At 44.6% G+C, this 26,158-nt stretch carries 24 protein-coding genes; 13 read left to right on the top strand and 11 right to left on the bottom strand.

What is annotated here, in order from left to right; all coding sequences use genetic code 11:
* The first annotated feature begins 12 nt into the window (after nt 1–12).
* Both cysZ and mnmC read left to right on the top strand, forming a co-directional pair.
* The gene (gene cysZ, locus IPL34_RS03470; protein ID WP_296837760.1) at nt 13–750 is read left to right on the top strand and encodes a sulfate transporter CysZ; all 738 of its coding nucleotides are present in this window, start codon (nt 13–15) and stop codon (nt 748–750) included.
* Entirely contained in the window at nt 747–2,714 is a 1,968-nt protein-coding gene (gene mnmC / locus IPL34_RS03465; RefSeq protein ID WP_296837757.1) for a bifunctional tRNA (5-methylaminomethyl-2-thiouridine)(34)-methyltransferase MnmD/FAD-dependent 5-carboxymethylaminomethyl-2-thiouridine(34) oxidoreductase MnmC, read from the top strand. Before cysZ ends, mnmC begins: the two co-directional genes overlap by 4 nt.
* Here mnmC and IPL34_RS03460 read toward each other — a convergent pair.
* Both IPL34_RS03460 and IPL34_RS03455 read right to left on the bottom strand, forming a co-directional pair.
* Complete coding sequence (locus IPL34_RS03460; protein ID WP_296837754.1) at nt 2,711–3,274, bottom strand: hypothetical protein; 564 nt, start codon at nt 3,272–3,274, stop codon at nt 2,711–2,713. The genes mnmC and IPL34_RS03460 overlap by 4 nt on opposite strands.
* A gap of 25 nt (nt 3,275–3,299) precedes the next feature.
* Nucleotides 3,300–3,737, bottom strand: coding sequence for a hypothetical protein (locus tag IPL34_RS03455; RefSeq protein ID WP_296837752.1), 438 nt, complete (start codon nt 3,735–3,737; stop codon nt 3,300–3,302).
* A gap of 294 nt (nt 3,738–4,031) precedes the next feature.
* On the opposite strand from IPL34_RS03455, the gene IPL34_RS03450 reads away from it, so the two are divergent.
* The 3 genes from IPL34_RS03450 (at nt 4,032) to dapD (ending at nt 8,275) form a co-directional block, all read left to right on the top strand.
* Complete coding sequence (locus IPL34_RS03450; RefSeq protein ID WP_296837748.1) at nt 4,032–6,074, top strand: c-type cytochrome; 2,043 nt, start codon at nt 4,032–4,034, stop codon at nt 6,072–6,074.
* 143 nt (nt 6,075–6,217) lie between these two features.
* Nucleotides 6,218–7,420, top strand: a complete 1,203-nt coding sequence (gene dapC, locus IPL34_RS03445; RefSeq protein ID WP_296837745.1) for a succinyldiaminopimelate transaminase — start codon at nt 6,218–6,220, stop codon at nt 7,418–7,420.
* A gap of 21 nt (nt 7,421–7,441) precedes the next feature.
* Complete coding sequence (gene dapD, locus IPL34_RS03440) at nt 7,442–8,275, top strand: 2,3,4,5-tetrahydropyridine-2,6-dicarboxylate N-succinyltransferase (protein WP_296837742.1); 834 nt, start codon at nt 7,442–7,444, stop codon at nt 8,273–8,275.
* A 61-nt stretch (nt 8,276–8,336) separates the two neighbouring features.
* Here the strand turns inward: dapD and IPL34_RS03435 are convergent, their stop codons facing one another.
* Entirely contained in the window at nt 8,337–8,627 is a 291-nt protein-coding gene (locus IPL34_RS03435; protein ID WP_296837739.1) for a hypothetical protein, read from the bottom strand.
* A gap of 221 nt (nt 8,628–8,848) precedes the next feature.
* Here IPL34_RS03435 and IPL34_RS03430 point away from each other — a divergent pair, with 221 nt between their 5' ends.
* Nucleotides 8,849–9,859: a YadA-like family protein gene (locus IPL34_RS03430; RefSeq protein ID WP_296837736.1), complete on the top strand. Its 1,011-nt coding sequence runs from the start codon at nt 8,849–8,851 to the stop codon at nt 9,857–9,859.
* Between the two features lie 43 nt (nt 9,860–9,902).
* Here the strand turns inward: IPL34_RS03430 and IPL34_RS03425 are convergent, their stop codons facing one another.
* The 8 genes from IPL34_RS03425 to IPL34_RS03390 form a co-directional block, all read right to left on the bottom strand.
* Nucleotides 9,903–10,604 (bottom strand): hypothetical protein, encoded by a 702-nt coding sequence (locus IPL34_RS03425; protein WP_296837733.1) that lies wholly within the window; start codon nt 10,602–10,604, stop codon nt 9,903–9,905.
* 174 nt (nt 10,605–10,778) lie between these two features.
* Nucleotides 10,779–12,263 (bottom strand): NuoM family protein, encoded by a 1,485-nt coding sequence (locus IPL34_RS03420; protein ID WP_296837732.1) that lies wholly within the window; start codon nt 12,261–12,263, stop codon nt 10,779–10,781.
* Nucleotides 12,260–13,807 carry a NuoM family protein gene (locus IPL34_RS03415; RefSeq protein WP_296837728.1) on the bottom strand — a complete coding sequence of 516 codons (1,548 nt, stop codon included), beginning with the start codon at nt 13,805–13,807 and terminating at the stop codon, nt 12,260–12,262. Before IPL34_RS03415 ends, IPL34_RS03420 begins: the two co-directional genes overlap by 4 nt.
* Nucleotides 13,808–13,817: 10 nt before the next feature.
* Nucleotides 13,818–15,350, bottom strand: a complete 1,533-nt coding sequence (locus IPL34_RS03410) for a proton-conducting transporter membrane subunit (protein WP_296837725.1) — start codon at nt 15,348–15,350, stop codon at nt 13,818–13,820.
* Nucleotides 15,340–18,573 (bottom strand): DUF2309 domain-containing protein, encoded by a 3,234-nt coding sequence (locus IPL34_RS03405; RefSeq protein WP_296837722.1) that lies wholly within the window; start codon nt 18,571–18,573, stop codon nt 15,340–15,342. Before IPL34_RS03405 ends, IPL34_RS03410 begins: the two co-directional genes overlap by 11 nt.
* Nucleotides 18,570–20,036 carry a NuoM family protein gene (locus IPL34_RS03400; protein ID WP_296837720.1) on the bottom strand — a complete coding sequence of 489 codons (1,467 nt, stop codon included), beginning with the start codon at nt 20,034–20,036 and terminating at the stop codon, nt 18,570–18,572. The genes IPL34_RS03405 and IPL34_RS03400 overlap by 4 nt, the downstream gene beginning before the upstream one ends.
* Nucleotides 20,037–20,171: 135 nt before the next feature.
* Entirely contained in the window at nt 20,172–20,912 is a 741-nt protein-coding gene (locus IPL34_RS03395) for a helix-turn-helix transcriptional regulator (RefSeq protein WP_296837717.1), read from the bottom strand.
* A 32-nt stretch (nt 20,913–20,944) separates the two neighbouring features.
* On the bottom strand, nt 20,945–21,835 hold the full coding sequence (locus IPL34_RS03390; RefSeq protein ID WP_296837715.1) for a DMT family transporter: 891 nt from the start codon (nt 21,833–21,835) through the stop codon (nt 20,945–20,947).
* A 51-nt stretch (nt 21,836–21,886) separates the two neighbouring features.
* On the opposite strand from IPL34_RS03390, the gene ruvB reads away from it, so the two are divergent.
* The 7 genes from ruvB to IPL34_RS03355 all read left to right on the top strand — a co-directional run bounded on the left by ruvB (nt 21,887) and on the right by IPL34_RS03355 (nt 26,148).
* Nucleotides 21,887–22,960 carry a Holliday junction branch migration DNA helicase RuvB gene (gene ruvB / locus IPL34_RS03385; RefSeq protein WP_296837712.1) on the top strand — a complete coding sequence of 358 codons (1,074 nt, stop codon included), beginning with the start codon at nt 21,887–21,889 and terminating at the stop codon, nt 22,958–22,960.
* A 30-nt stretch (nt 22,961–22,990) separates the two neighbouring features.
* On the top strand, nt 22,991–23,737 hold the full coding sequence (locus IPL34_RS03380; RefSeq protein WP_296837709.1) for a DNA cytosine methyltransferase: 747 nt from the start codon (nt 22,991–22,993) through the stop codon (nt 23,735–23,737).
* Nucleotides 23,727–24,128: a DNA cytosine methyltransferase gene (locus IPL34_RS03375; RefSeq protein WP_296837706.1), complete on the top strand. Its 402-nt coding sequence runs from the start codon at nt 23,727–23,729 to the stop codon at nt 24,126–24,128. Before IPL34_RS03380 ends, IPL34_RS03375 begins: the two co-directional genes overlap by 11 nt.
* Complete coding sequence (locus tag IPL34_RS03370; RefSeq protein WP_296837703.1) at nt 24,121–24,558, top strand: AvaI/BsoBI family type II restriction endonuclease; 438 nt, start codon at nt 24,121–24,123, stop codon at nt 24,556–24,558. Before IPL34_RS03375 ends, IPL34_RS03370 begins: the two co-directional genes overlap by 8 nt.
* A gap of 65 nt (nt 24,559–24,623) precedes the next feature.
* The gene (gene ybgC / locus IPL34_RS03365) at nt 24,624–25,052 is read left to right on the top strand and encodes a tol-pal system-associated acyl-CoA thioesterase (RefSeq protein WP_296837701.1); all 429 of its coding nucleotides are present in this window, start codon (nt 24,624–24,626) and stop codon (nt 25,050–25,052) included.
* Nucleotides 25,049–25,741, top strand: a complete 693-nt coding sequence (tolQ, locus tag IPL34_RS03360; RefSeq protein ID WP_296837699.1) for a protein TolQ — start codon at nt 25,049–25,051, stop codon at nt 25,739–25,741. The genes ybgC and tolQ overlap by 4 nt, the downstream gene beginning before the upstream one ends.
* Nucleotides 25,738–26,148 carry a biopolymer transporter ExbD gene (locus IPL34_RS03355; RefSeq protein WP_296837697.1) on the top strand — a complete coding sequence of 137 codons (411 nt, stop codon included), beginning with the start codon at nt 25,738–25,740 and terminating at the stop codon, nt 26,146–26,148. The genes tolQ and IPL34_RS03355 overlap by 4 nt, the downstream gene beginning before the upstream one ends.
* The last annotated feature ends 10 nt before the right edge of the window (nt 26,149–26,158 follow it).

Raw genomic sequence — 26,158 nt, 5'->3', positions numbered from 1 at the left:
ACTGAGGGCACTATGTCTGGCTTTTTTCAAGGGGCACAATACGTTTTGCAAGGCTTCAAATTGATCACTCAGCCCGGCTTGCGCTGGTTTGTGATTATGCCTTTATTAGTCAATATCATAGTCATGTCGCTCGGTATTTGGCTGGGAGTGAATCAGCTTAATCGCTGGCTAGAGCATTTATTACCGTCTTGGTTGAGTTGGTTGGAATGGATTTTATGGCCATTGATGGTCATTATGATTTTTTTAGCCGTGTTTTATACTTTTTCTATTTTGGCTAATCTGATCGCCGCTCCCTTTAATGCTTTACTGGCTGAGCAAGTCGAGGCACGCCTTAGAGGCTTACCGCTTCCCCCCTATCAAGGCATTATGAGCCTAATTAAAATTGCGGGTCGTACCTTTAAAAGCGAAATCAGCAAACTGTTGTATATGCTTAAGTGGCTTATTCCTGTGCTACTCATTACCTTCATTCCGGGGATTAATCTACTCTCACCGCTAGCATGGTTTCTCTATGGGGCTTGGATACTCGCCATTGAATACGTTGATTATCCTATGGGTAATCACGAATTATTTTTTCAAGATGAACTCAAAGCCGTGCGTGACTACCGCTACAGTTCACTAGGTTTTGGTGGAACCTTATCGGCCGTCATGTTGATACCGGGGTTTAACTTTTTAGCGATGCCGGTGGGTGTGGCGGGTGCAACCGCTTTTTGGGTGGATCAGATTGCTAATAATTATCGTGGGCGGGCATGACTGAACCTACACCCGAACTCACTCCAGCTCAACTTAGTATCGATGAGCAGGGTAATCCCTTTGCGGTTGATTTTGGTGATTGCTATTTTTCACGAGCGGGAGGGCTGGCTGAAACGCGCTATGTATTTCTAGCAGGTAATCACCTGCCGCAGCGCTGGCAACAGCAAGAGTCGTTCACTATTTTAGAAACAGGCTTTGGTACTGGACTGAATTTTTTAGCTACTTGGTATGAATGGCAGCAAGACCCGCAGCGTTGTTCCACTTTGCATTATATTGCACTCGAAAAGCATCCTATTAATCATTCTACCTTAGAGCAGCTACTACATTGGGATGAATTACGTCCTTTAGCTTTAGAGTTACTAAAAGCTTATCCGCCACTCATTAAGGGTTTGCATCACTTAGTATTAGCTCAGGGTCGGGTACGGCTCAGTTTATATTTTGCTGATATTGCTGAGGCACTCAAAGAGTTAAGCGTAAAAGTCGATACTTTTTACTTAGATGGTTTTGCCCCTGATCGCAACGAGGCTATGTGGTCGCCAGCGGTATTACAACACTTAGCACACTTAGCTAAACCTAATGCCACCTTAGCCACCTTTACTGCCGCTAGTTCAGTTCGACACCACCTACAAGCCGCCGGATTTCAAGTCGTTAAACGCAAAGGTTTTGGTAAAAAGCGTGAAATGATCACGGCGACTTTACCCAATCCACCTCGTATCAAAATCGACCAGCCTTGGTTTGAACGTGCTCATTCACACTATGCGTCTAAAACAGCTACCGTGATTGGGGCTGGACTAGCAGGCTGTCAGATTGCCTACTCATTAGCACAAAGGGGTTGGCAGGTAAGCGTATTAGAGCGCCATAAGTATATCGCTCAAGAAGCCTCCGGCAATCCAGCAGGTGTGGTTTCCCCCAAAATGACAGCGCACTGGAGTTGGGGAGAAGCGTTTTATCGTCAGGCTTTTATTTTTGCGACTCAACAACTCAAGCAGTTTGCTGCTGAATTAGGCGAAAATTGGAATCCATGCGGTGTTTTACAATTGAATCATGATGAGCGTGAGTTAGAGCGTTGGCAAGCGCTTCAGGCTCGCGTACTGGATAATGAACTCATTCAACTACTCACACCAGAGCAGGCTAGTGACATTGCAGGTATTCCCTTGTCAACAGGAGGGAGTTATTTTCCTCGTGGAGGCTATTTAAAGCCTAGTGCCTTATGCCGCTTACTCTTAAATCATCCTAATATTACCCTACACACGCATACTGAAGCCCTAGAGTTGCACTACCATGCTCCCGTATGGCAAATCGCTACGACACAAGCTCCTATCAATGAAAGCTCGATTGTTATTTTGACTAATGGCCAAGCTATACCACGCTTTCTAGCTCAACAGCATTTTCCTCTGCAAGCGGTGTGGGGGCAAACCAGTCGTGCATTCGCAACAGAACACAGTAGACAATTACGCTGTGTAGTAGGGCATGAAGGCTATATCACCCCCGCTTTTCAAGGTGAGCATATTTTTGGTGCAACCTTTGAGCGAGAGGCGCTGACAATGGCTCTTAAAACCAGTGCTGATGATCTAAATTGGCAGCAATTAACCACCCAAGTGCCGAATTTAGCGCAAAGGCTGACTCAGTATACCAGTGGGCATGCAGCTATGCGGGTCAGCACGCCTGATCGCTTTCCTTATGTTGGCGCATTACCTGATCTGGCTTTTTATCATGAGCATTATCATGACTTACAACATGGACGCCATTGGCATCCCTATCCCTTAGCTCAATACCAAACGGGGTTATATGTCTTAACAGGATTATCCGCACGCGGTTTAACCACCAGTGCTTTATGTGCCGAGGTCTTAGCCGCCGAGATTAATCAAGAACCTATGCCCTTACAGACTACGCTGCAACACTCGTTACATAGCGCTCGCTTTATTATACGAGCGCTTAAGCGTGGCAAACGTATGGCAGACTAATTGGCGTTAGTGTTACTAGGTGGCATAGAGGGAACCATCGGAGGCAAATTATTAGTGGCTGGGACAGTCGGTGCTGCTGCATTAGGTTGCTGATTCATAAAGCGTGGCTGCATAGCCGCTGGATTGGCGGCTGGATTAGCTACCGTACCATTGACACCGTTATTAGGTACTGCTGGGCGATTCAGCGTAGACTGCAAAGCGGCTGGGCGCAGAGCATCAATCTTTTTGTCAAGGTCAGCATTTTTAATCGTAGCGGCTTGAATACTATTACCTAAGCCTACGTTTTCTGCCTCTAACGCTTCTAGTTGCTCAATCAATACATCTAGACTGCTACGCATAGTGCGGTATTTAGCTTGATCGGCTTTGGGTAAAGCAGCAATCTCAGCTTCTGACAAACGTGGTGTACTGCGTAATTGATCCAAAAAAGCACGATTACGCTGTTGCGATTGCTTTAATTGTAATGCAGTAGTCGTCACCATATCTTCAGCTTGTGCGGGCGCAAAGCCCACCGCTGATAAGGAAAATAGTGCTAAGTAACTCATAAATAAACGCGAAAACATAAACCTTTACCCCATTTTTCAAGTTTTAATTAAATAATCGTCGCCACCAACGCTTGCGACTTTGGGTAGTTGGTAGAACAGCCGATAAATAAGTAGGCTTTATTTGGCACAGCAACCAGCCCGGTAATATAGTTTGACCACTACTACCACATACTGAACCTAATTGATTAGGGTCAAATATTTTTACAAACCGTGGTTTTTTTAAATCATCCGCATAGACAATACCGCAATAGTCCTCAGTATGTTCTTGGCGTAATAAACCATCTATTTCTTGGATAAAGTGCCGCACTTGCTCGGCACTAGCGGGAGACTGTGGAACTCCTTCACCAAGAGCATAAATATACCAACCTTTATCTGCCTCAACACGGATAGCCTCCCAAAGTGTATCCAGTTGTTCCCAACGTAATACCCCCCAGAACTGACCCTTAAAAGCCTGCATAAAGGCTTGTTCAGTATGCTCCATTTGACCGACCTCTACTATTCCTATTGTCTATAGTGACGTACTCGTTATCATAACTGAGCTAAAACTCTGGTAAAAGCAGGTATATTGAACTATCAGTACCAGCTATAGTACTAATAACAGAATTGAACATTTACCATGATGGTTAATTAAGCTATTTTATCGAAGAAGTGTGTGCTAGAGGATGTGGTTTATCTTTATAACTAACTATTCTAGACTCATAGTGAGATTTATATAAGACCCCATCTCACTCATAGCGGTGAATCAACGGTTATTTCGTATCAGGAGTTAAAATTAATGAATAAACTTGCTGTAAGCGTCTCTGCTCTGCTTTTGGCAATGGGTGTACTAAGCGGTTGTGGTGAAAAAGATGACAAGGCTGCTGATGCGAGCAAAAGCACCACCAGCACTAGCACCGCTACTACTACCAGTACCCCTACACCCACCCCTACTGAGCAAGCAGTTGAAGCGACTAAAGAGTCTGCTGCTCAAACCGCAGAAGCCACTAAAGAAGCTGTACAAGCCGCTGGTGCAACAGTGGGCAATGCAGTAGATGCAACCCAAGAAGCGGCAAAAGAGGTGGGCGCTGCTGTGGCTGAAACCACCACTAATGCCGTCGAAGCCACCAAAGACGCAGCCCAAGCCACGGGTGCGGTAGTCGCTGAAAAAACTGAACAAGTGGTAGAAGCTACCAAAGAAGTCGTAACGGATGCTGCGAATGCAACTCAAGAAGCGGCTCAAACGGCGGTTGACGCCACTAAGGAAACTGCTCAAGCAGCAGGTGCTGCAATAGCTACGGCAGTTGAAGCCACTAAAGACGCAGCCCAAGCCACGGGTGAAGTAGTTGCTGAAAAAACAGAGCAAGCCGTAGAAGCCACTAAAGAAGCCGCCAGCGCTACTGTTGAGGCTACCCAAGAGGTCGTTGCTACTACTACTGAAGCAGTGAAAGACACCGCTACCGAAGTAAAAGCAGGTACAGAAGAATTAGCTAAGGATGCCGCTCAAGCAACTGAAAATGTAGCTGCTAATGTAGTCGAAGCGACTAAAGATGCGGCGCAAGTAACTACCGAAGTGGCAAAGGACGCAGCGGCTGCCACTGCTGAGGCTACTAATAACGCTGTTGAAGCTGCTAAAGACGTTGCTGCTGAAGTGAAAGCCGATGCGACTAATATGGCGCAAGATGCCGCTGCGGTAACTAATGAAATGGCAAAAGATGCCGCGACTGCCACTGCTGAAGCCGTAGAAGCTACTAAGGAAGCTGCTGCTGAAGTCAAAGCAGAGGCTACGACTATGGCACAAAATGCCGCGACTGCTACGACCGAAGTCGCTAAAGATGCCGCTCAAGCGACTACTGAAGTAGCGAAAGATGCTGCTCAAGCCGCTACTGAAGTAAAAGCTGAAGCCACAGACATGGCAAAAGATGCGGCCCAAGCCACCACAGAAGCTGCTAAAGATGCGGTGCAAGCGACTACTGCCGCCGCCGCTGAGGTCAAAGCTGAAGCTACTGACATGGCAAAAGACGCCGCGACTGCTACTACTGAGGCTGCCAAAGAAGCAACTGCTGCTACTACGGAAACAGCTAAAGATGCCGCTCAAGCCACTACCGAAGTCGCCAAAGATGCTGCGCAAGCTACTACTGCCGCCGCCGCTGAGGTCAAAGCTGAAGCTACTGACATGGCAAAAGACGTAGCTGCCGCTACTACTGAAGTCGCCAAAGATGCCGCTCAAGCCACTACTACAGCTACTACTAATGCTGTCGAAGCGGTTAAAGACGCAGCCACTGCTACTACGGAAGCAGCCAAAGATGCTGCTACAGCCACTACTGAAGCGGCTAAAGAAGCAACTACTGCTACCACTGAAGCTGTGAAAGATGCGGCTACTGCTACCACTGAGGCTGTGAAAGACGCTGCCGCTGCCACCGCTGAAACAGCCAAAGACGCCGCTACTACTACCACTGAGGCTGTGAAAGACGCTGCCGCTGCTACCACTGAAGTAGCTAAGGATGCGGCTCAAGCAACAACTAATGCTGCTACTGACGCCGCTGCCGCAACAGGTGCAGCCGTAGCCGGTGCAGCACAAGCTGTACAAGGTGCTGCTAGCCCCAATGGTGAAAAGGTCTATCGCAGCCTATGCTTTAGCTGCCATGATGCAGGTATTGCGGGTGCACCTAAACTAGGCGACAAAGCAGCATGGGCTCCGCGCATTGCTACTGGTATGGAAGCGTTACACAATAGTTCTTTAAAAGGCAAAAATGCTATGCCTGCCAAGGGTGGTAATCCAGCTCTGAGCGATGCCGATGTCATGGCTGCCGTAGATTGGATGGTCTCTCAAGCTAAATAATTCGCTACGAAAAATCTTGCCTAGGTGAAAGCCCCAAAACGGGGCTTTCTTATTTCACTAGCTGCCTCATATAACTAAGACAGACACATGCAGCTACTTTCTATATACTACTGAGCTTTTGATCATCACTCATATTGGTAGTCATGAATCCAGATTTGCAGCGTTTACAGCCCTATCCTTTTGAAAAAATCCGTGCCTTATTGAATGGATTACAGCCTCCCGCTGATAAAAAGCTAATCTCATTAGCCATTGGCGAACCCAAGCATCCAACACCTTCCTTTATTTTTGAGGCGATTCAGCGAAATATTACGGCGTTGGCTAATTACCCATTGACTAAGGGTGATAGTACTTTACGAGTAACCATTGCAAATTGGCTCACACACCGCTTTCAACTACCCGCCAACTCCATTAATCCTGAGCAGCATGTCATTCCCGTGAATGGCACGCGTGAAGCACTATTTTCTTTTGCTCAAGCCGTCGTAGATCGCACTCAAGCTAATGCTACCGTCGTTATGCCTAATCCGTTTTATCAGATTTATGAGGGTGCGGCGTTTTTGGCAGGGGCAAAACCGGAGTTTTTAGCCTGTACAGCGGACAATGGATTTATTCCCGACTTTGCACAAGTGCCTGCTGAGGTGTGGGAACGTTGCCAGCTACTTTATATCTGTACGCCGGGCAATCCTACGGGTGCAGTGATGTCGATTGCGCAATTGCAGCAAGTACTGAACCTTGCTGAGCACTATGATTTTATAGTCGCCTCCGACGAATGCTATTCCGAGCTATACTTCGATGAGGTAAACCCACCTGTTGGGTTATTACAAGCGGCAGCTCAAATGGGTAATACTGACTATAAGCGCTGCGTGGTGTTTCATAGTTTATCCAAACGCTCGAATGCGCCCGGCTTACGCTCTGGTTTTGTCGCAGGCGATGCCAAGATACTCGCCCAATATTTGCAGTATCGTACTTATCATGGTTGTGCCATGCCGCCCCCTTTCCAAGCCGCTAGTATTGCAGCATGGCAAGATGAGGTGCATGTACGAGCCAATCGCGCTGCCTATCAGCGTAAATTTAGGCAAGTATTGGATATTTTAAGCCCTGTACTACCCGTGAGTTTACCGGATGCGGGGTTTTACCTATGGCCTGAAACCCCGATGGATGACCAAGCCTTTACTCAAGCCATGTATCAAAGTGCTGGCGTGCAAATAGTGCCCGGAAGCTATTTATCGCGTGAAGTGAATGGCTTAAACCCCGGACAAAATCGAATCCGTATGGCTCTAGTCGCTACTGAGCAAGAATGTACTGAAGCGGCATGGCGTATGCGCAACTATTTAGAATCTTTAAACTGACTGGCTGGAGTTTATTAAACCATGTCTGATTTAGCACCATTACAACAGATTATTGAAACCGCATTTGAAAAAAGGGCTGAAATTACCCCGAAAACGGCTGATGAAACCGTGCGTAATGCGGTGCAAGAAGCCTTGAATTTACTGGATAGTGGTCAATTACGGGTAGCCACACAACGCGGTGTAGGCGATTGGGTGGTGAATGAATGGCTGAAAAAAGCGGTATTGCTATCGTTCCGTTTAGAAGAAAATGCCGTATTAAATGATGGCTATAGTACTTACTACGATAAAGTACCGTCTAAATTTCACGGCTGGACAGCCGAACAATTCGCCCAAAGTGGCATTCGCGTAGTGCCCCCTGCGGCAGCACGACGTGGTGCTTATATTGCTGCTGGCACGGTGCTCATGCCTTCATTTGTCAATATTGGTGCTTATGTCGATACCGGAACGATGGTGGATACCTGGGCTACGGTAGGCTCCTGTGCGCAAATTGGTAAGAATGTGCATTTATCCGGTGGCGTAGGTATTGGTGGCGTACTAGAGCCTTTACAAGCAGCTCCTACTATTATTGAAGATAATTGCTTTATCGGTGCACGTTCTGAAGTCGTTGAAGGGGTGATTGTCGAAGAAGGCTCAGTGATTTCAATGGGCGTCTATATTGGACAAAGTACGCGCATTTATGATCGTGAAAATGATGAAGTACTGTATGGACGTATTCCGGCGGGTTCGGTAGTGGTTTCGGGTAATTTACCCTCATCGGATGGCAAATGCAGTCTTTATTGCGCTGTCATTGTCAAGCGCGTAGATGCAAAAACGCGTAGCAAAGTCGGTATCAACGAACTATTACGGGGCGTTTAAGCACCTATTTATAGCTGACTAATACACACCTCAACGCTTAGTGCGGGGTGTGTAGCGAGCGCTAGTCAATGGCTACTGCTTTAGGCTTTCTTAGCGGTAAGGGGCAAAACCCTATCGAACAAGCGCTATTATCAATCACAGTTTTTGCTGCTGGACTCTCAGTAGCTGGGGTTTGGTATCCCGCTTTAACTACCGCAACGGGACTAATGGCTACCGTATCAGCCTGTGCTACTGTTACTGCTTGTGGCAGTGTAGCATTGGATTGAAGATCTTCAGGCCCTTGTGCACAACCCACCATAACTAAACTAAAAATCACTAAACCAATTGGTTTTAAATCGATGAGCTTACGCATAAAGCACCTTTCATATAACACACAGTAAATCATGTAACTTTTTAGAATCGTTAATTGTAGTAAATATACAACACTTAACGCCAATAGATACGGTTAATTTTTAGCCATATTTTACCTTATATCTGAAAGTTTAGCATCCATAGCTAGTCACCCTTTGGCTAACCCTCTACTATACTTAAAAACTAATGCCTCGTTAGATAATAGTTTATTGGAATAATACTATGATTAATAAAGTAAATTTAATTACCCCCCTCTTAGTAGTCCTGTCCTATACCTATACCGGATTAGTCACTACTAGCCACGCTGGAACACTCGATGGAGCAGTAGAAGCCAATGGAGATAATGTTGCTATTGGGAATGAAGCTCGTGCGCGTGGTACAAATGCAACAGCCGTAGGAGCTTTTAGTTTTGCTGATGGCGAATTTACAGCAACGTTTGGTACTGGTAGTAGTGCTTCAGGTGATGGTGGAACAGCCTTAGGTAATAGTGCTGAAGCTTCGGCTCTGGCGACTACGGCGGTAGGTCAAGGTGCACAAGCCCGTGGTATTAATAGTAGTGCATTTGGCAGCACTGCTATGGCTCAGGGCGATCATAGTATAGCTTTTGGCTTTGAGAGCTTCGCAGACCAAGCACAAAGTATCGCTATTGGAAATAGCACTTTTGCTGAAGCACTACGTAGTACCAGTATTGGTACTGAAGCCAGTACTGCTGGCACTGGTTCAGTGGCTATAGGCTATCAGGCTGAAACCAGAGATACTGCTACCAACTCTATTGCTTTGGGTAGTGGTAGCCTAGCCACTGAAGCCAATACTATTTCGATAGGTAATGCTGAAACAGGTTTAGCTCGGCGCTTAACGAATGTGGCGACAGCCGTCAATGCAGGTGATGCCGTCAACTACGCCCAGTTTCAAACGACTATTAATCGGTTTGATGCCAATGTGCAAACTATTCAAAACGATCTAAAAACTATCCGTAACGAGCTACAGGGTACACGCGAAGATGCATTTGCGGGTATAGCAAGTGCGGCGGCTCTAACGCCAGCCACCCCTAGTGCTGCGGGTAAAACGGCTGTGTCAATGGGAGCAGCGACTTATCGTGGTGAACATGCTTTAGGCGTATCCGTTAATCACCAACTCTTAAATAGTCGCTATCGTACCCAAATTTCAGGGGGAGTGGCTTATGATAGCTCCCAACACACCCTAGGTCGTGTGGGAGTCGCTTGGGAGTTTTAAACCTCTGCTGCAATATAGGGTTCGCTTTACCACGAAAGACTAATTAATTCCCGCTCATCTTGGCGGTCAACTCTTGGTAAAGCCTTTGTGCTTTTTCACAAGCTGCTTGATCCACTGAACCACCACTGCTTTGGCTCTCACGACATTTCTTCTGTTCGGCGAGCATTTCAGATCTTAAGGCTTGATAAGGATCATCAGCCCTGCCTCCCGACGTACTAACCGAAGGAAGCGTTCCAGTAATCGGGTTATTGAGCATAGCTCCAAAGCCCGATTCAGAACTTGCATCACTACTATCGGTCGCAGTATCGGTTGCCGCAGCATTATTAGTAGGCGCAGGAGCGGTTGGTGTTTGTACCTCCACCCATTTGTCGTCCTCTACTTTGTAATTGCCTTTACCGCCATTCATATACCACTGTTTAATGCTATCCATATACTCAAGCGACAAGCCCGCTGGAGTACTTTCGAGGCTTTGTGAGCCGGGTTTATACCACTTTTCTACAATCGGCTCACCGGAGGCTAGCGGGTAACTTTGATAAGAACCATCGGGTAAGGTGTATTTAACCCATGTCTCACCTTTAGCCTCATCAACTGAAATAGTGGGCATTACCATAACCCAACCATCAATAATCAGTTCACTGGAAGATGCTGTTAATTCAATAGACCAACTAGGTAGGCTAAATCCTAAACCCGTTATTAATGTAGTGGCTAGTAATAGTTTTAGGCTTAGTTTAGAAGTGCTTTTCATATACACTACCTCTGCTAGGTTTTTATTTATGTGGTTATGCTCTATAACTATAATAGCGCTTTTTGCTTATTCTACCTAGCCTAATTTTAATGCTGATAATTGAGATATATTAATGCTTTTTTAAAAAAGCTCTTATTGATGAGTAAAATGATAATATATTAAATCACTTGGTTTTTATTGAACTAAACTTAACCACGCTCCACTACTTAGCGCGAGTAAATTTAAAATACCTTGTGGATAAAAACCAAAGACTAATACCCCTAATACTAATAAACTGATTGCTACTGATTCACGCGGTAATAAATCAGGTAAACGAGTTAAATAACTATGATGGGCAGGACCTAATAATGTAATACGGATAGAGTTCAACACATATCCAGCACCTAATACCACGACAAAGAGAGCTACTAAACCCGCTCCGGTATAGGTTTTTAATACACTAACAATTAATAAAAATTCGGCTATAAAACCACTGGTTCCGGGGACGCCAATACTCGCCATACTTAAGAGGAAAAATAAACTGACTAACACAGGCATATTGCCCGCAATACCTCCCAGACTTAATGCTTCTGCTGAGCCAGTACGTTGATGAATAAACTCCACCAATAAATATAAACCGCCGGCAATCAGCGAAAAATTAAGTAGTTGCAGCATAGCCCCTTGTAAACCACTCGGATTAAGACTCGCGATGCCTAATAACACCAAACCCACATGGCTAATACTGGAAAAGGCTAACATACGGCGCAGATTAGTTTGCCCAAGTGCGGTAATAGCGCCATACAATAAGCCCAACATCCCTAAACCCACTAACAGCCATTTCATATCAAAAGCAGCATTAGGTGCTAACGGGATAGCAAAACGAATTAAGCCATACACGCCAATTTTTAAACCCGCAACTAAGGCAATGATCCCAGCAGGACCTTCTTGAGCAATAACAGGAAGCCAAGTATGCAGGGGGAAAACAGGCATTTTAATAGCAAAGCCTAAAAATAATAGTGCAAAAACGATTAGCTCATAGGGTTGCTGATAGGCATTTTGCAATAATATGAAGTAATCTGAATAAAAACCTAATTCTGGAATACTAGCACCTAATATTAAAAAGCCTAATAATAAGGGTATACCTCCCATTAGCATAAATAATGCATATTTCATCCCTGCATAGCGTCGATTAGCCCCCGCACCCCAGAAGCTAATTAATAGAAAGAGCGGAATAACCGATAATTCCCAAAATAGAAAGAATAAGATAGTATCTAAAGCAGTAAATATACCCACTATACTTAATTGCATTATTAAAATAAGAGCAAAGTAGGCTTTGGGTAAAGTGCGAATAGCATTCCAAGTGCTGATTACTATGGCAACAAATAGTAAGGCACTGAAAGGTAAAAATAATACAGAAAAGCCATCAACCCCTAGCTGATAGTGAATATTCAGGCTAGGAATCCAATTATAACGTTCTCCATATTGAAAATCGCTGAGAGTACTATTGAAATGCAGTACTAAAAAGGTACTTAGGGCTAAAACAATGAGCTGAATACTAATAGTAATCCAACGCGCCCATTTTAATGGACTGATTAAGGCTAGTAGTGCGCCTAAAGCTAGGAGTATTAATAAGGTACTTAGCCACGGAAAATCACTCATGATCAAAGCAGGTGTAATCATGGTGTTACCTCAGCATTATGAGTCGCATGAATATCAGGGAATAAGGTGCTAATTCCCTGTAAAGGTTGCTCAATTAAAGTGAGCCACGGGTTACTATAAAAGCCAATACCTAAAATAGTAATAATCATAGTACTCGCTAATATTTTTTCAGCTAGTAATGGAGGTTGGGTATCCCATTTTTGGGTAAGGGTTGCATCAGGCATGGAACCTAAAAAGGTACGCTGGAATGCACGTAATAAAAATCCAGCGGCAATAATATTACCTAAAGCGGCTGCAATGGTAAGTGGTGCACCAAATGTTCTAATGGCTGCGGCTAAAATAAAATGCACCCCATCAAAGCCGGGGGTTCCGGGCATACCGACTATGGCTAAACCAGCAATTAAAAAGGCAGCCCCGACCATGGGTAAATAATCTAATAAGCCACCTAATTTATTTAAGCGCGTAGTGCGAGTACGCTGCCATAATAAGCCTGTCATCAGTAATAAGGCTGAGATGGCTAAACCAAAATTCAAAGCTAATAAGACGGCGCCATGAAAAGCCTCTTCATTGAGTGTAAATAGCCCAATAGTGACTAATCCAGTATGACTAATCACTGCAAAAGCGAGTAATTCGCGTAAAGTACGCTGTCCAATAGCCAAGATTGCGGCATAAAATACCCCAACAAAGGCAAAGCCTACCACGGCTGTTTGCCACTCGCTCACTGCCTCTGGAACAATAGGAAAGACGAAACGCAATAAGGCATAAATACCTACTTTAACGCCTAACAAAATCATGGGGGCATTGGTTACATTACCATGTAACATAAACTCAGCTAACCAGCCATGAAAAGGAAAAGCAGGAATACGAATCGCCAGACCATAAAACCATGCGAAAAAGATTAAAGTACCTAAGGTGCTATTTAGATCTTGCAATGCTACTAAATCAGTTAAATCAAAGGACCATTGACCATTATGTTGGTCGGCATAAGACCACCCCATGAGTAATACCCCTAAACCAATGAGCACAAAGGCAGTGCCCATAAATTGCAAATAGCGAATGAGAGTGGGGGTTACATCATGAAAAGTAGCCCAGCGTTTGGTCATATAGGCAGTGAATAAAATCTCCCAACCTGTCATAAACCAAAACCATAATAGATCTAGCGTCACAAATTGGCTCATGAGCACGGCTTCACATAAGACAATCAGGGCGAGCATCGAAGTGCCATGTAAACGCCGTAGCACAATAAATACCACGCCCAAAAATGAAATCAACGCGGTAATTAAAATAAACAATACACTTAAGCCATCGACACCTACATGATATTGCAATGCTTTCCAAATAGTGAATTGCTCAACAAATTGCATTGTCCACGCAGGCTGATGAGCATCAAAATGCAGGTAGAGGTAAATGGCTAAAGCAAACTCTAAGGTAGTAACGATTAAGGCTAAAACAAACGCTTTATTACCCCGCCAACGGCTTAGTAATAAACCTGCAAGCAACGGAACGAGTTGTAAGGTCGTCAGTAAGGGCCAAGGGCTAGAAAGGGTAGTGATGTTAATTTCCATGCTTAAAACCTCACAACACAATCACTAGACTAATAGTAATTAATACAATTAGATAATGCGGTTGGCGCAAGAGACGCTCAATAATTTCTAAATAGCGCTCGATATACAAAATTTTCTTTAAAAAGCTAGAGCTACCCACTTCAGTGGTTAAATAAGCTTCCATCCATTCCGCTCCACGGGCTAATTGCGCTAAAAACTGCCCCGGAATACCTGCGCGTAGGGTGACATTATCATTCTCACCAATAGCGGGTTGGTGGGCAAAAGGTGTGCCTGTGAGTCGATCAATCACATGGTCTTCTAATACTTGTGCATCTTTGGACAGTGCTTGGGTGGGTTTGACTAATAGCGCATGGGTGAGCGAATCGAGCCAAAAGCGTTGTAATGCAGCATTGCGTAAAAAGGTTTTATGCGTCAGCCAGCGCGGTGTGGGAGGTGCGGGATAATGAGTTAATTGCATAAAGGATGGCGCATGTAAAAACTGATAAGCTCGCCACCATGCGTGCAGAATTAAATGAATTGTGGCTAAGGTGTACCAGCCCAGCGCAATCTCGATCAGCATTAAGCCCACTTGCATGAGGGTGGCAAAGATTAGGGAGCTTTTAATATCGGTCTGTACTTGAGCACTGAGCCACGCATAGAGCACCGTGAGTAATCCCACTAAACCAATTAAGTAGCTTAAAGCGGGGGTGGTTTCCATCAAAGGTGCGGCTCTTAGTAATAGATAAACGCCGGCATGCACCATGACCGAACCATAATACACAGCACTAGAGGGTGTCGGCCCTTCCAAGGCATGAGTAATCCATGAGCTAAAGGGCAGTTGTGCCGATTTAGCTAATGCCGCAATGAGTAAGCCTACCGTCAACAGAGATAAAGGTAGGCTATTTAATTTCATAGCGGGTACTTGTAGCGCTAGGGCTTGCCAATCTAAGGTATTAAAAAAATATAAAGCAGCAAAGAGTGCCAGAATAAACCCAGCATCCCCAATGCGATTAGTAATAAAAGCCCGTTGTGCATTTAAGGTGGCGGTAGGACGTTTCCAATTATAGGCAATCAGTAAATAGGAACTGACTCCAGCTAATTCCCAGCCTACAAAAGTCAGTGCGGCGTTGCCACTGAGCCAAATCAATTCCATGCCTAGGCAGAGCAACATCAACATCATAAAAAAGCGTTGAAAGGCTGCCTCACGGTGCAGGTAATTAACCGAGAAACGCACCACCAGTAACAGCACGATACTTAAAGCGGTAGCAATACTCAGACTTAAACCATCCAGTAAAAGGGCAAGCTCGATATGAATAATACCGCTATTAATCCATGTCATACCCTCCAGCGTGTCAAAGCGGATACCAAATAGATATAAAACGCTAAACAATAATAAGAGTAGGGTTGAGGTACTAATAGCCCCTATCGCTACCCGTGCTGTGCCTGATTCGCCTTCTTCGCCACGATTCCAGCCCACCATAAAACTAAAACCAATCCATAAGGCAGCGAGTAAAGGAGCCAGTACAATCAGCCATGCCAAGTGAGCGATAAGGCTAAGCATCATGACTCTCCTCAGGGACAATAAAAGCGGGCGGTAAATGATCACTGTGTCCGCTATACCATGCCGCAGAACTATTGACGGTGGCTAAAGGTTGCCCGACATTAAACCAACGCTTAAAGCCATAATCAGGGTGAAAACGATAAATTTCATTTTCCACTGGATTTTTTACCGCCAATTGCACCCATTCATTACCAATCAATTGCTGCAATAGCGGCTGACGCTGATAAATCTGCGTGACTAGCTCAGGTAGCGCTTCCAATACAATCAAGAGGCGCATCGCTTCATGAATTTCAATCATTTGCTTAGGCAGTCCGGTGCGTAGATCACTACTAGCACCTTCCATGACCCCCAGTAGTCCGGTCAAATTGTGCGTTACTTTAGAGCCAGCGCCATAGCGATTATTACTCACCATAGAAAAGTAATATTCTAGATTAATCCCCGCGCCCACTGGTCCTACACTCAATAAGATGCGTTCTAATAATTTACCTTCAGGGTCAGTGGCATAATCATACGAAATCAAAAAGGAACGGCGGTCTAAAAAAATCCCTCGACTCATCGCCCGTCGTCCGATTAAAGCGACCGCATTGGTAGCATGACCTAATTCAGGACGGGGTTGGCTGTAATCCAGCGCCCGCCCCATCATATGTTGCCATGCTTGTAGTAAAGAAGGATTACGTGGAGCGGACATAAGTTTACGACAACGCTCATGAGCCGAGCGTTGACTGGCTTGGGTTAGATCTTGTTTGAGTTGCTCAAAGGCGCTTTGGTGCGTATGGGGTAATAGATCTAAATCAAACCATTTGATCATTTCATTACAGGTGTCATGCTCTGCACCGATAAACCAGCTATCATTAGGTATAACAATATTGTGTTGTGCTAAGCGCTCCCGCACCGCAAAACTATTGGCCATAGCAGCAAAAGTACGTGCATTAGGGCCGCTATAGCGTCCACTGCATGCACCACAACCATAAGCGGCTTGATGTGGGTTGTTTTGATTACTGGAGTAATGCCCTAGCATGACGACTAAAGGGGCGAAATGCTGAGTTAAACCATGATCCTGTAAGAAATTGCCCACAATTTTGGCTTGCTCTTCAATAGTAAAGCCGTGTTGAGGTTGAGTATTGGAACGCTCACTATCAAGTTGGGGGGCGGTAAAGCTTAAACGGGTACTCAGCGGTTGATCAAAACGTAAGCCTAAGCCCTGTACCCACTGACCATAAGCGCGTGGTTCAAAGGATTTGCCTAGCATGACTCCTAAAGCGGCGGGGGCGCTAGCTAAAGCGCTCAATGTACCTGTCACTAATTGCGAGCGCGTGACTTGGTGGAGTTTGTCTTGCCAGAAGCGGTGCAGTTTGAGATGTGTTTTATGGGTGGCGAGTGCTTTAGGGGTAATACTTTCAGCCGGCACTTCATCAATCACATGCACCGGTGTGACCGGAACTGGGCAAAGTTTAACGGCTTTTACCTCATCCACACTGTGCCAAGTCATAGGTAAATTAAAGAAGGCTGCCGCACCTAAAGTCTCGATATGCGGATTAATTTCTTCTAAATGACGCCTATATCCTTCCTCGCGGTCATCCATACAAAAAATTAGTTGCGCCTGTTTACGCTCAGCTAGAGAGGCTACGCTATTACGGCTTAACGCGGTAAAAATCCATTCTCGATAATGGCGCTCAAAGGCTTGTAACCACAGATAACCAATTTGTTCATCGGTGAGATAATCAAGGCAAATAAATAATTCATTGAGTTGCTCTAAGGTAAGCGTGCGAATATCGCTAGGGGTTAGCCCTAAATGCTGAGCCAAGCGAAATAAACGCCAGCCATGTTTATTCACTTCATGACCGTATTGGGTGGCAATTTGGGTTTGATGTTGTTTTTGCCAGTGCCAAATATGATGCGCTAGAGCATGCCAAATGCTTTCAATATGTTGTTCGCGTTGGCGGCTTAAATGTTGTTGGGCGATGATTTGTAAGTATTCTGGCATATCACCGCTATAGGCATAGTAATGTACCCACATTTCAATGGGGTGACTCTGGATATGCGCCCTAATCGCGCCTACATTCGCCTCGATTTTCCACTGCTCTCGACACACGCGCCGCGCAAAAATATGCTCTAGCACTAAGCGCACGGCAAGATAGTCTACCATATGAATAGTACGTGGCAGGTTTTCATACTGAGGGCGTTGGTGTCGCCATAATACCATGCCCGACCAGCCCGGAAGTTCGGTGGCTATATGCTCTAAATAGTGCATCCAATGAGCGCGTGGAATATCCAAGCGTCGTAATTCGGCTTCAATCGTTTCTTGAGCATTATCAGGCAGTGACTCTAAATGCTCGACCCAATCGGGCATATCCTCCATGAGCCATCCTAGGTCAGTCACGGCTAAACGTTTCCAAGCACGATAAAAGCCTAGCTCTGCATCCGTTTCTGTCCACGAGGCCATACCCTGATCTAACCAACTGCCTAAATAACGCAATAGGATAGGGCGTATTTCTTTGAGAATATCGACTCCCACCAATTCGAGTAGCAGTTTGCGTAAGGTTTTTTTCTCACCGACGGCTTTAATTAATTGCTGTAAATATTGCTGTGCTTGTTGGCGTAATTGAGGATCGGGTTGGCTACCCATCGCTGGGGTGTGTTCTAACAATACCTCAGGATGTAAAGGGACTTGATTGATATGCAGTACTTCGGTGCAAGCCTGCCATAAGTCATGTAAAGCACTGGCTAAATCAGCATAACCTTGCTCAGTAAAGCGTTGTTGCAAGGACTCACATTGATCATTAGGTAGGTCAAATTGGAAAGTACTGAGGGCATGACGTGCCTCCATTTGCCACAGCAGTTGCCGTTGAGTAATCGACTCAATCGGATAAATCATGGCAATGCGATACAGATCTAAAGCCGTTAGCGTTTTAGATTCAAAGGTGGCAATCACACGCTCAGTATCAATGCTTTCATCGCGGTTAAGTACTTGGGTTAAATCCTCTAAATCAATACGCCCGCGCTGAAAGTACTCACGATATTTAGTGGCAGGTAGATAACCAAAAGCTCCGGTAATCTCGCGTGCCATTTTTAATGCTTCAGGAAAAGGCAAGTCCTGAAAACCGTGTAAGGTATTGTGATGTACGAAATCCCGAATCGAGGCTTGTGAGGGTAGAATATGGCTTAAGTGCTCACATAGCTCAGCTAATTGACCGGCTAAATCAGTGGCTTGAGAGTGACTCATCATGCTCCTCCCGCCGTGATTACTTGAATAATATAGCTAATACTCGCTTGGCTAAGCGCTAATAAAGGAGTGGGATAAAAGCCTAAAATCCAGACCAATAACATAGGTACTAAAGCGGTAATGAATTCGCTACGGCTAATATCGGTGAGTAGATGAAACGCAGTAGGGGTAGGGCCTGTAAAAGAGCGCATAAAACTGAGGCTATAGGTAGCAGTGATAATCATACCGCCTGCGAGCAAGATAGGTAGTAACCACTGATAAGCATAGCTACCTAGCATAGTATGTAATTCAGCCACAAAACCAAGCGCTCCGGGCACGCCAATACTCGCTGCTAACGCTAATACACCAATTAGGATGAGGCGCGGCATTTTCACCCCTAAGCCACTGTATTGACTCAATTCATAGGTTCCGGTTTGCCTTTTCAGCCAACCCGCGACTAAAAATAGTGTGCTGGCGGTGAGTGCATGTGCGGTGATTTGTAACACAGCACCTGTCATACCTATGACATTTAAGCTCGCGATACCTACCATAACCATACCCATATGGCTAAAAGAAGAGTAGGCAATCATAGTTTTTAAATGGGTTTGCCGCCATGCTAGTAGGCCACCGTAAATGACTCCCATAATACCGAGTATTAATAAGATCGGTTGCAGAAGCCGCATACCTTCGGGTAATAATTCAGCCGCTCGAATAAAACCATAAGCCCCCATTTTGGATAAAATACCCGACAATAATAAAGTGATGGGCATAGGGGCTTGGGTATAAGCTAAGGGTAACCAGCCATGTAGGGGAAAGAGTGGGAGTTTGACTCCAAAACCAATAATAAATCCAGCAAGGAGTAAAGCTTGCTCTGAAGCATTAAAATGTGTGGCGGCCGCTCTAAAAGCGTCAAAAGTAAAAAAATGATTAGGGGCTTTATCAAAGAGTATTAATAAAGATAAAAGAAAAAATACCGAGCCTCCCATAGTATAAAGCACAAAGTTTAAAGAAGCAGCTTGACGCTCTCGACCACCCCAGCGATCTAATAAGAAAAATAAGGGGATTAATACTAATTCCCATAAAATATAAAATAATGCCCAATCTTGTGCCATGAATACGCCTAAAGTGGCAGCTTCAAGCATGAGAATTAGGCCATAATAACCGCGCTGATAGGTATTAATGTGTTGAGAGGCTAATAAAGCAATCAGCGTTAATAGCGTAGTTAATAAAATCAAGGGATAAGAGAAACCATCGATACCTAAACTAAAGGTAGTACCTAAGTCGGGGTTTAATTCGTATGAAAAGCCAAGTTGAGTGGTGGCAACAGTTAAGTTAAACAGGGGATAAAGATAAGCACTCAATGCTAAGGTGATTAGACTAGAAAGCAAAGCAATACGCCTGAACCATAGCGTATTGGTACTGGGCAAAAGAAAAATTAACACAGCACCGATGAGAGGTGAGAGTAATAAAAAAATTAATATATTCATCCGTCTTGGGTGTAGATAAGGCTACTCGATATGCTGATAAATGCGTTAGTAATAGTCATCAGCCCCAGTAAAGCGCCCCGATAATACACTGAAATGTTCAGCTTGGGCATTATTTTGGAGGGATAGCCCCAGAGCCTAGTGGGGGCGTGAGTCAGTAAAAAGGCGCTCATAATTCCAATCTCTGATAGCAATCAATACAGTAGACCCTGTGCGTGCTCCAATGGGCAAATGAGCATCTTCTTTACTAAGCTGGTCAAACTCATGCGCTAGTTGAGCCATTTTGCGTTGGAATACTTCATTTGAGATAGGACTGAGCATCCCATTGAGTACCATTAGCTTTTCACTCTCTTTAGTAAAAGTGGTTCTAAAGTATTCTGCCTCAATTTTAGCGCGAAATAATTGCATAATAGGGCCGTCATCCCGCCATTTGAAATTCGGTGCAATCAGTAGCTTAATGCGATTATAAGGTTGTAACTCAATAATTCTAAGGCGATCCAATAAAGCTAGATAACGAATCACTTCCGTTTCTTTAAATTTATAGTGCTGAATAATCTCGGATAAGCTCCAGCGATTTAACACACAAACCGTTACCATCATTAAATTCAGATCATCGGCAATTTGCTTTTCTTGAGCATGCGTTAATTCACTAATAGGACGCCTTTGCTCAGCTTGCATTTCATAGACTAAATCACTGATTTCAATATCCAGTAAAGTGCAAATCGCATCCAAGCGCTGTAGTGATATATTTTGCTCGGCAAAGAGACGCTTGACGCTAGCTTCAGATAACTCTAAACAATTGGCAACATCAATATAAGTTTTATTATGACGGCGTAAGAGTTTTTTTAAAGTGGTGATGAGTGCAGAGGTTTGAGCCATATTTATTGTCCTATATTCTAATGCCATTATGTTTAATGTGTTTTGCGAGCGAGCCACACCCCGCTAATAGCGATAATCATCCCTACTAATTGTATAAGACTAAGGCGCTCATTAAATAACACCCAAGCCATTAACGCAGTCACCGCAGGCGTTAAATAAAATAAACTACTCACACTCACTGCACCCGATTGCCGAATCAAGAGACTTAATAAACTAATAGCACCGAGTGAAAGTACTAATACTAGCCAACTTAAGGCAAAGATAAACTCTCCCGTCCAATCCATTTGCCAGTTACCTAATACGGGCACTAGCAGCGCTGTCACGATGAGCGTCGGGATAAATTGCACCACTGCTCCGGTTCTAAGATCAAAGACGGGACAAAATTTCTTTTGATATAACGTGCCTAAGGTAATACTGACTAAAGCAAAGAGCACTGGAATTAATTGCAGTGGGTCAATTTTTCCCAGTGAAGTCATATCCGCACGCCCAGTAATGACGAGGGTGACGCCTATAAGCCCTAGGACTATGCCCAACCATTGCTTGCGTGTCACGGTTTCGTGTAATAACCAACCTGCGAGTATGGCGGTGAGTAGGGGTTGCATGCCGACGATTAAGCTAGTGATACCCGCTGGTAGACCATGATCAATTGCTATAAAGACTCCACCTAAATAACCTGCGTGGAGGAGTAAACCTGTGATACCTAAATGAATCCAAAGGCGTAAGCTTTTTGGCCAAGGGGCTTGCATCATTAAGGCTAAGCCCGTCATCAGTACAATCACCAAAGCATAACGCACACTCAAAAAAGCTAGGGCATCGGCATGAGGTAAACCAAACTTCGCGCCAATAAAGCCAGTGCTCCATAAGATGACAAAGAGTAGTGGCATAGCAGATAGCCATAGTTGGCTGAATTGTGTAGTAGGCATGGTGGTACTAAAGCCCGTAAAATAAACGAGTCACATTATTAGCTTAAAATTATGGAAAATCACTCACAGCGTATGATTTCGCCGCGTGCCACATCACAAGAAGACCGCGCCGATGATCACATTCGTCCCCGCCGCCTAAAAGACTATATTGGTCAGCCAGTGGTGCGCGAACAAATGGAAATTTTTATTAGTGCAGCCCTGCGCCGAGGGGAGGCACTGGATCATACCTTAATCTTTGGTCCTCCGGGGCTAGGTAAAACCACCCTCTCTAATATTATCGCGCAAGAAATGGGCGCTAATTTGCGCCAAACTTCGGGGCCAGTCTTGGAAAAAGCAGGCGATTTAGCTGCTCTATTGACCAATCTTGAGCCTCATGATGTGTTGTTTATTGATGAGATTCATCGTCTTAGCCCTATGGTTGAGGAAATCCTGTATCCGGCGATGGAGGATTTTCAGCTCGACATTATGATTGGTGAGGGCCCCGCCGCTCGCTCTATAAAGCTTGATTTGCCACCTTTTACTTTAGTAGGCGCTACGACACGAGCGGGGCTGTTGACTTCTCCTTTACGGGATCGTTTTGGCATTGTGCAACGCTTGGAGTTTTATAATGTCGATGATCTCGCCTTTATTGTGACGCGTGCCGCCAGTATTTTAGGGATTCAAATTGAAGCTGAAGGGGCTTATGAAGTGGCGCGTCGTTCGCGGGGTACACCGCGTATTGCTAACCGTCTATTACGCCGCGTCAGGGATTATGCTCAGGTCAAAGGAGACGGGACGATTACTAAAGCCGCAGCCGATGGCGCTTTGAATATGCTCAATGTTGATAGTCAAGGTCTGGATCATATGGACAGACGCCTACTCATGGCTATGCTGGAAAAGTTTGATGGAGGCCCTGTCGGGGTTGATAGTCTTGCAGCGGCGATTGGTGAGGAGCGCGGCACGATTGAGGATGTGATTGAACCGTATCTGATTCAACAAGGCTTTATGATGCGCACTCCACGCGGTCGTATGGCGACTCGGCATACATGGCAATACTTTGGTCTCAACACTCCTTCGCGTTTTGAGCTACAGTTACCGGAGCAGGGGGTATTAACCATCAATATGCCAGTCGATGAAGGTTTGTAAGCCATATTCACGGTAGGACATAGAGTAGAGATGACTCGCAAAATTATTAGTTTGTTTTCTGGCGCTGGTGGAATGGATATTGGATTTCATCAAGCAGGGTTTAAAACAGTAGTAGCAGTGGAGCAGGATAGTTCTTGTTGTGCCACTTTAAAGAAAAATATGCCTGATGCTCCTATTATTGAGGGAGATATTACTCAAGTAACAACCGAAGCGATTCTAGCGATTGCCCAACTAAAACCACTGGAATCAGCTTTAGTAGTTGGTGGTCCGCCTTGTCAAAGTTTTAGTTTAGCGGGTAAGAGAATGGGCTTAGACGATCCCCGTGGTCGTTTGGTTTTAGAGTTTATCCGCGTAGTCCGTGAGAGCTTACCCGTTGCTTTTGTTATGGAAAATGTCAAAGGCATGATGAATTGGGAAGGAGGTAAGGCATTAGAGGCTATTTTACAAGAAGCGTCTGAGCCTATTGTATATCAAGGTCAAACTTATCAGTACCAAGTCAATTATCAAGTCTTAGATGCGGTTAATTACGGTGCACCTCAATTTAGAGAGCGAATTTTTATAGTGGGTAATAGAGTAGGCAAAAATTTTAACTTTCCGAAGCCGACTCATGCAGCTAATGAAACTATTCAACAGGTCGATTTATTTAATCAGCCTAAGCAATCTTGGCTTAGCGTCTGGGATGGCATAGGAGCTTTACCACCTGCTCAAGAGCCATCAGAGCAAGCACTTAAAGTGGCAGGAACGATTAAGGATAGAATTGTAAAACATGGATATTAAAAACCATCAGAAAACGGCTCATGCTCCTTCAACCCTAGAGAAAATCAAGGTAGTCCCTATTGGTGGCAAGTTAAGCCAAATTAAACAAACTTTTGGTTCTACTTATCGTCGTTTAGATCCTGATAAACCTTCCCCTACAGTGACGCGTAGTGGTTATCGAGATTTTATCCATCCCTATGAGAATCGCATGCTCACTGTGCGCGAATTAGCTTGTTTGCAAACGTTTCCCTTGTATTGGGAGTTTATAGGTACACGTTTAGACTCCTATAGTAGTAAACGGGTAGTGACTATGACTCAATTTGGTCAAGTTGGAAATGCGGTGCCTCCTGTTTTAGCAAAAGCTATAGGGGATGCATTGCGTGAGCAAATTTTTGAGGGCGGGAATGACTAATATTTATATACAATGTGCAGAGGATTTAATAACGACTAGAGAAGCTAGGCGTAATGGTTTTTTAGATTATGCACTTCGACGTAGTATCGAGTCAGAGCCTTTTATTGATCGCGCAAAAATATTAAAAGTTTATTTAAATACTCACTCAAACAAAGCTTCCGATTTACTGGGTTTAAATGAAATCAGAGAAAGTTTATTGGAAGCGGCGGGTTTATCTGTTAAAGCTAAAGCTCATCTAAGTGATGAAGACAAAGATAATATATTAGCAAACTTTATTGAGAAAATATTAGTTCCAATGGGAGCAGCAATAGAGTCTGCTATGGCATATGAAATTTTTGATTTATATGTCTCAGCTAAGTTAGCTAATTGTGCTAATTTAACTAATGATCATCAATTAGCTACTTTATGTGATTGGCTAGTTAAACAATAAAATAGTTTTTAACAATTAACTAAAATCATTTATTGTGAATTATATTTAATAGGGTTTGCGGGTATATGACTCAATTAGTAGTTTCTAAACAATTTACTTTGCCTATTCGTGTTTATTATGAAGATACCGATGCGGGTGGCGTGGTTTATCACGCGGGGTATTTACGTTTTATGGAAAGGGCGCGGACTGAATGGCTGCGCCAATTAGGGTTTGAACAGCATTATTTAATGAGTGCGTTAAATATTGCTTTTGCAGTACGTAGTCTCTCTATCGAATACCTAAAGCCCGCCAAATTCGATGATCACATTGAAGTGACCGCCGCGATTAAACACTTAGGGCGGGCGAGTATTGAGTTTGAGCAAACGGTCATTCGTCTAAATTCTCAGGGTGACGCTGAACTCTTAATCACCGCCAGCGTCAAAGTGGTCTGTGTGCAGCTTGATAAGTTTAAATCCACCGCTATTCCTCATGAAATCAGGAGCTTACTCGCATGAATGCTGATCTATCGGTCATGAAGCTGATTACCGATGCTAGTCCGGTAGTACAGGTTGTGATGTTGTTATTAGTACTAGCCTCGCTGTTGTCGTGGACCTTAATTTTTATTAAATCCCATGCCTTACATAAAGCTAAGCAACAAGCGGTCAAATTTGAAGAGCGTTTTTGGAGCGGCATGGCATTGAACGCTTTGTATGACGAGTTGTCACAAAAGGCAGAGCAACGCACGGGGATGGAGCGTATTTTTTATGACGGTTTTCACGAGTATCGGCGTGCTAGTAAATTGGAAACGACCAATACGGATTTTTCCGTGACGGATGCGGTACAGCGTTCAATGCGGGTGGCGGCCTCAAAAGAGATTGATAGCTTAGAGCAGAATCTAACCTTTTTGGCAACGGTTGCGTCGACCAGCCCTTATGTGGGGTTGTTTGGTACGGTCTGGGGCATTATGAATTCGTTTTTATCCTTGGGCAAAATGCAGCAAGCCACCCTTGATGTGGTAGCGCCGGGGATAGCAGAGGCTTTGATTGCGACCGCTATTGGTTTGTTTGCGGCTATACCCGCTTTAATGGCCTATAACCGTTTTAGTGATCAAGTAGAGCGTTTAGCAGTGAGTTATGAAAATTTCCGTGAGGAGTTTACTGCCCTATTAGAGCGGCACATGGCGACTCAGCGGAGTAAGTCATGAGACGCCCGCGCAAAGTCATGGCACAAATGAATGTAGTGCCTTATATCGATGTGATGCTGGTGTTATTGGTGATTTTTATGATCACCGCGCCCATGATGAAAACAGGGGTAGAAGTGAATGCACCTGAAGCGGATGCTAAGCCACTCACCACTAATAATCAGCAAGAGCCATTAATAGTGACGGTAGATCGATCCGGTCAATATTTTATCGAAGGCGATACGCCCATGAGCCTAGAGCAAATTACCCAGTTCATTCAGACCAAAGTACTCGAAGCCGCTGAGCGTCCCGTCTATGTGAAAGGTGACGGACGTGTGGAGTACCAGTATTTGATGCAAGCAATGGTGGCGGTACAAAAAGCAGGCGCAAAAAAAATTGGCTTAATGGCTGATCCAGAGCGTAACCCTTGAGAAAAATAAT

Origin of the sequence: Thiofilum sp. (assembly GCF_016711335.1) — a bacterium.
Lineage (GTDB): Bacteria > Pseudomonadota > Gammaproteobacteria > Thiotrichales > Thiotrichaceae > Thiofilum.
Note: the sequence above shows the minus strand (reverse complement) of the source record. Positions and strands in the feature narration are given on the sequence as shown.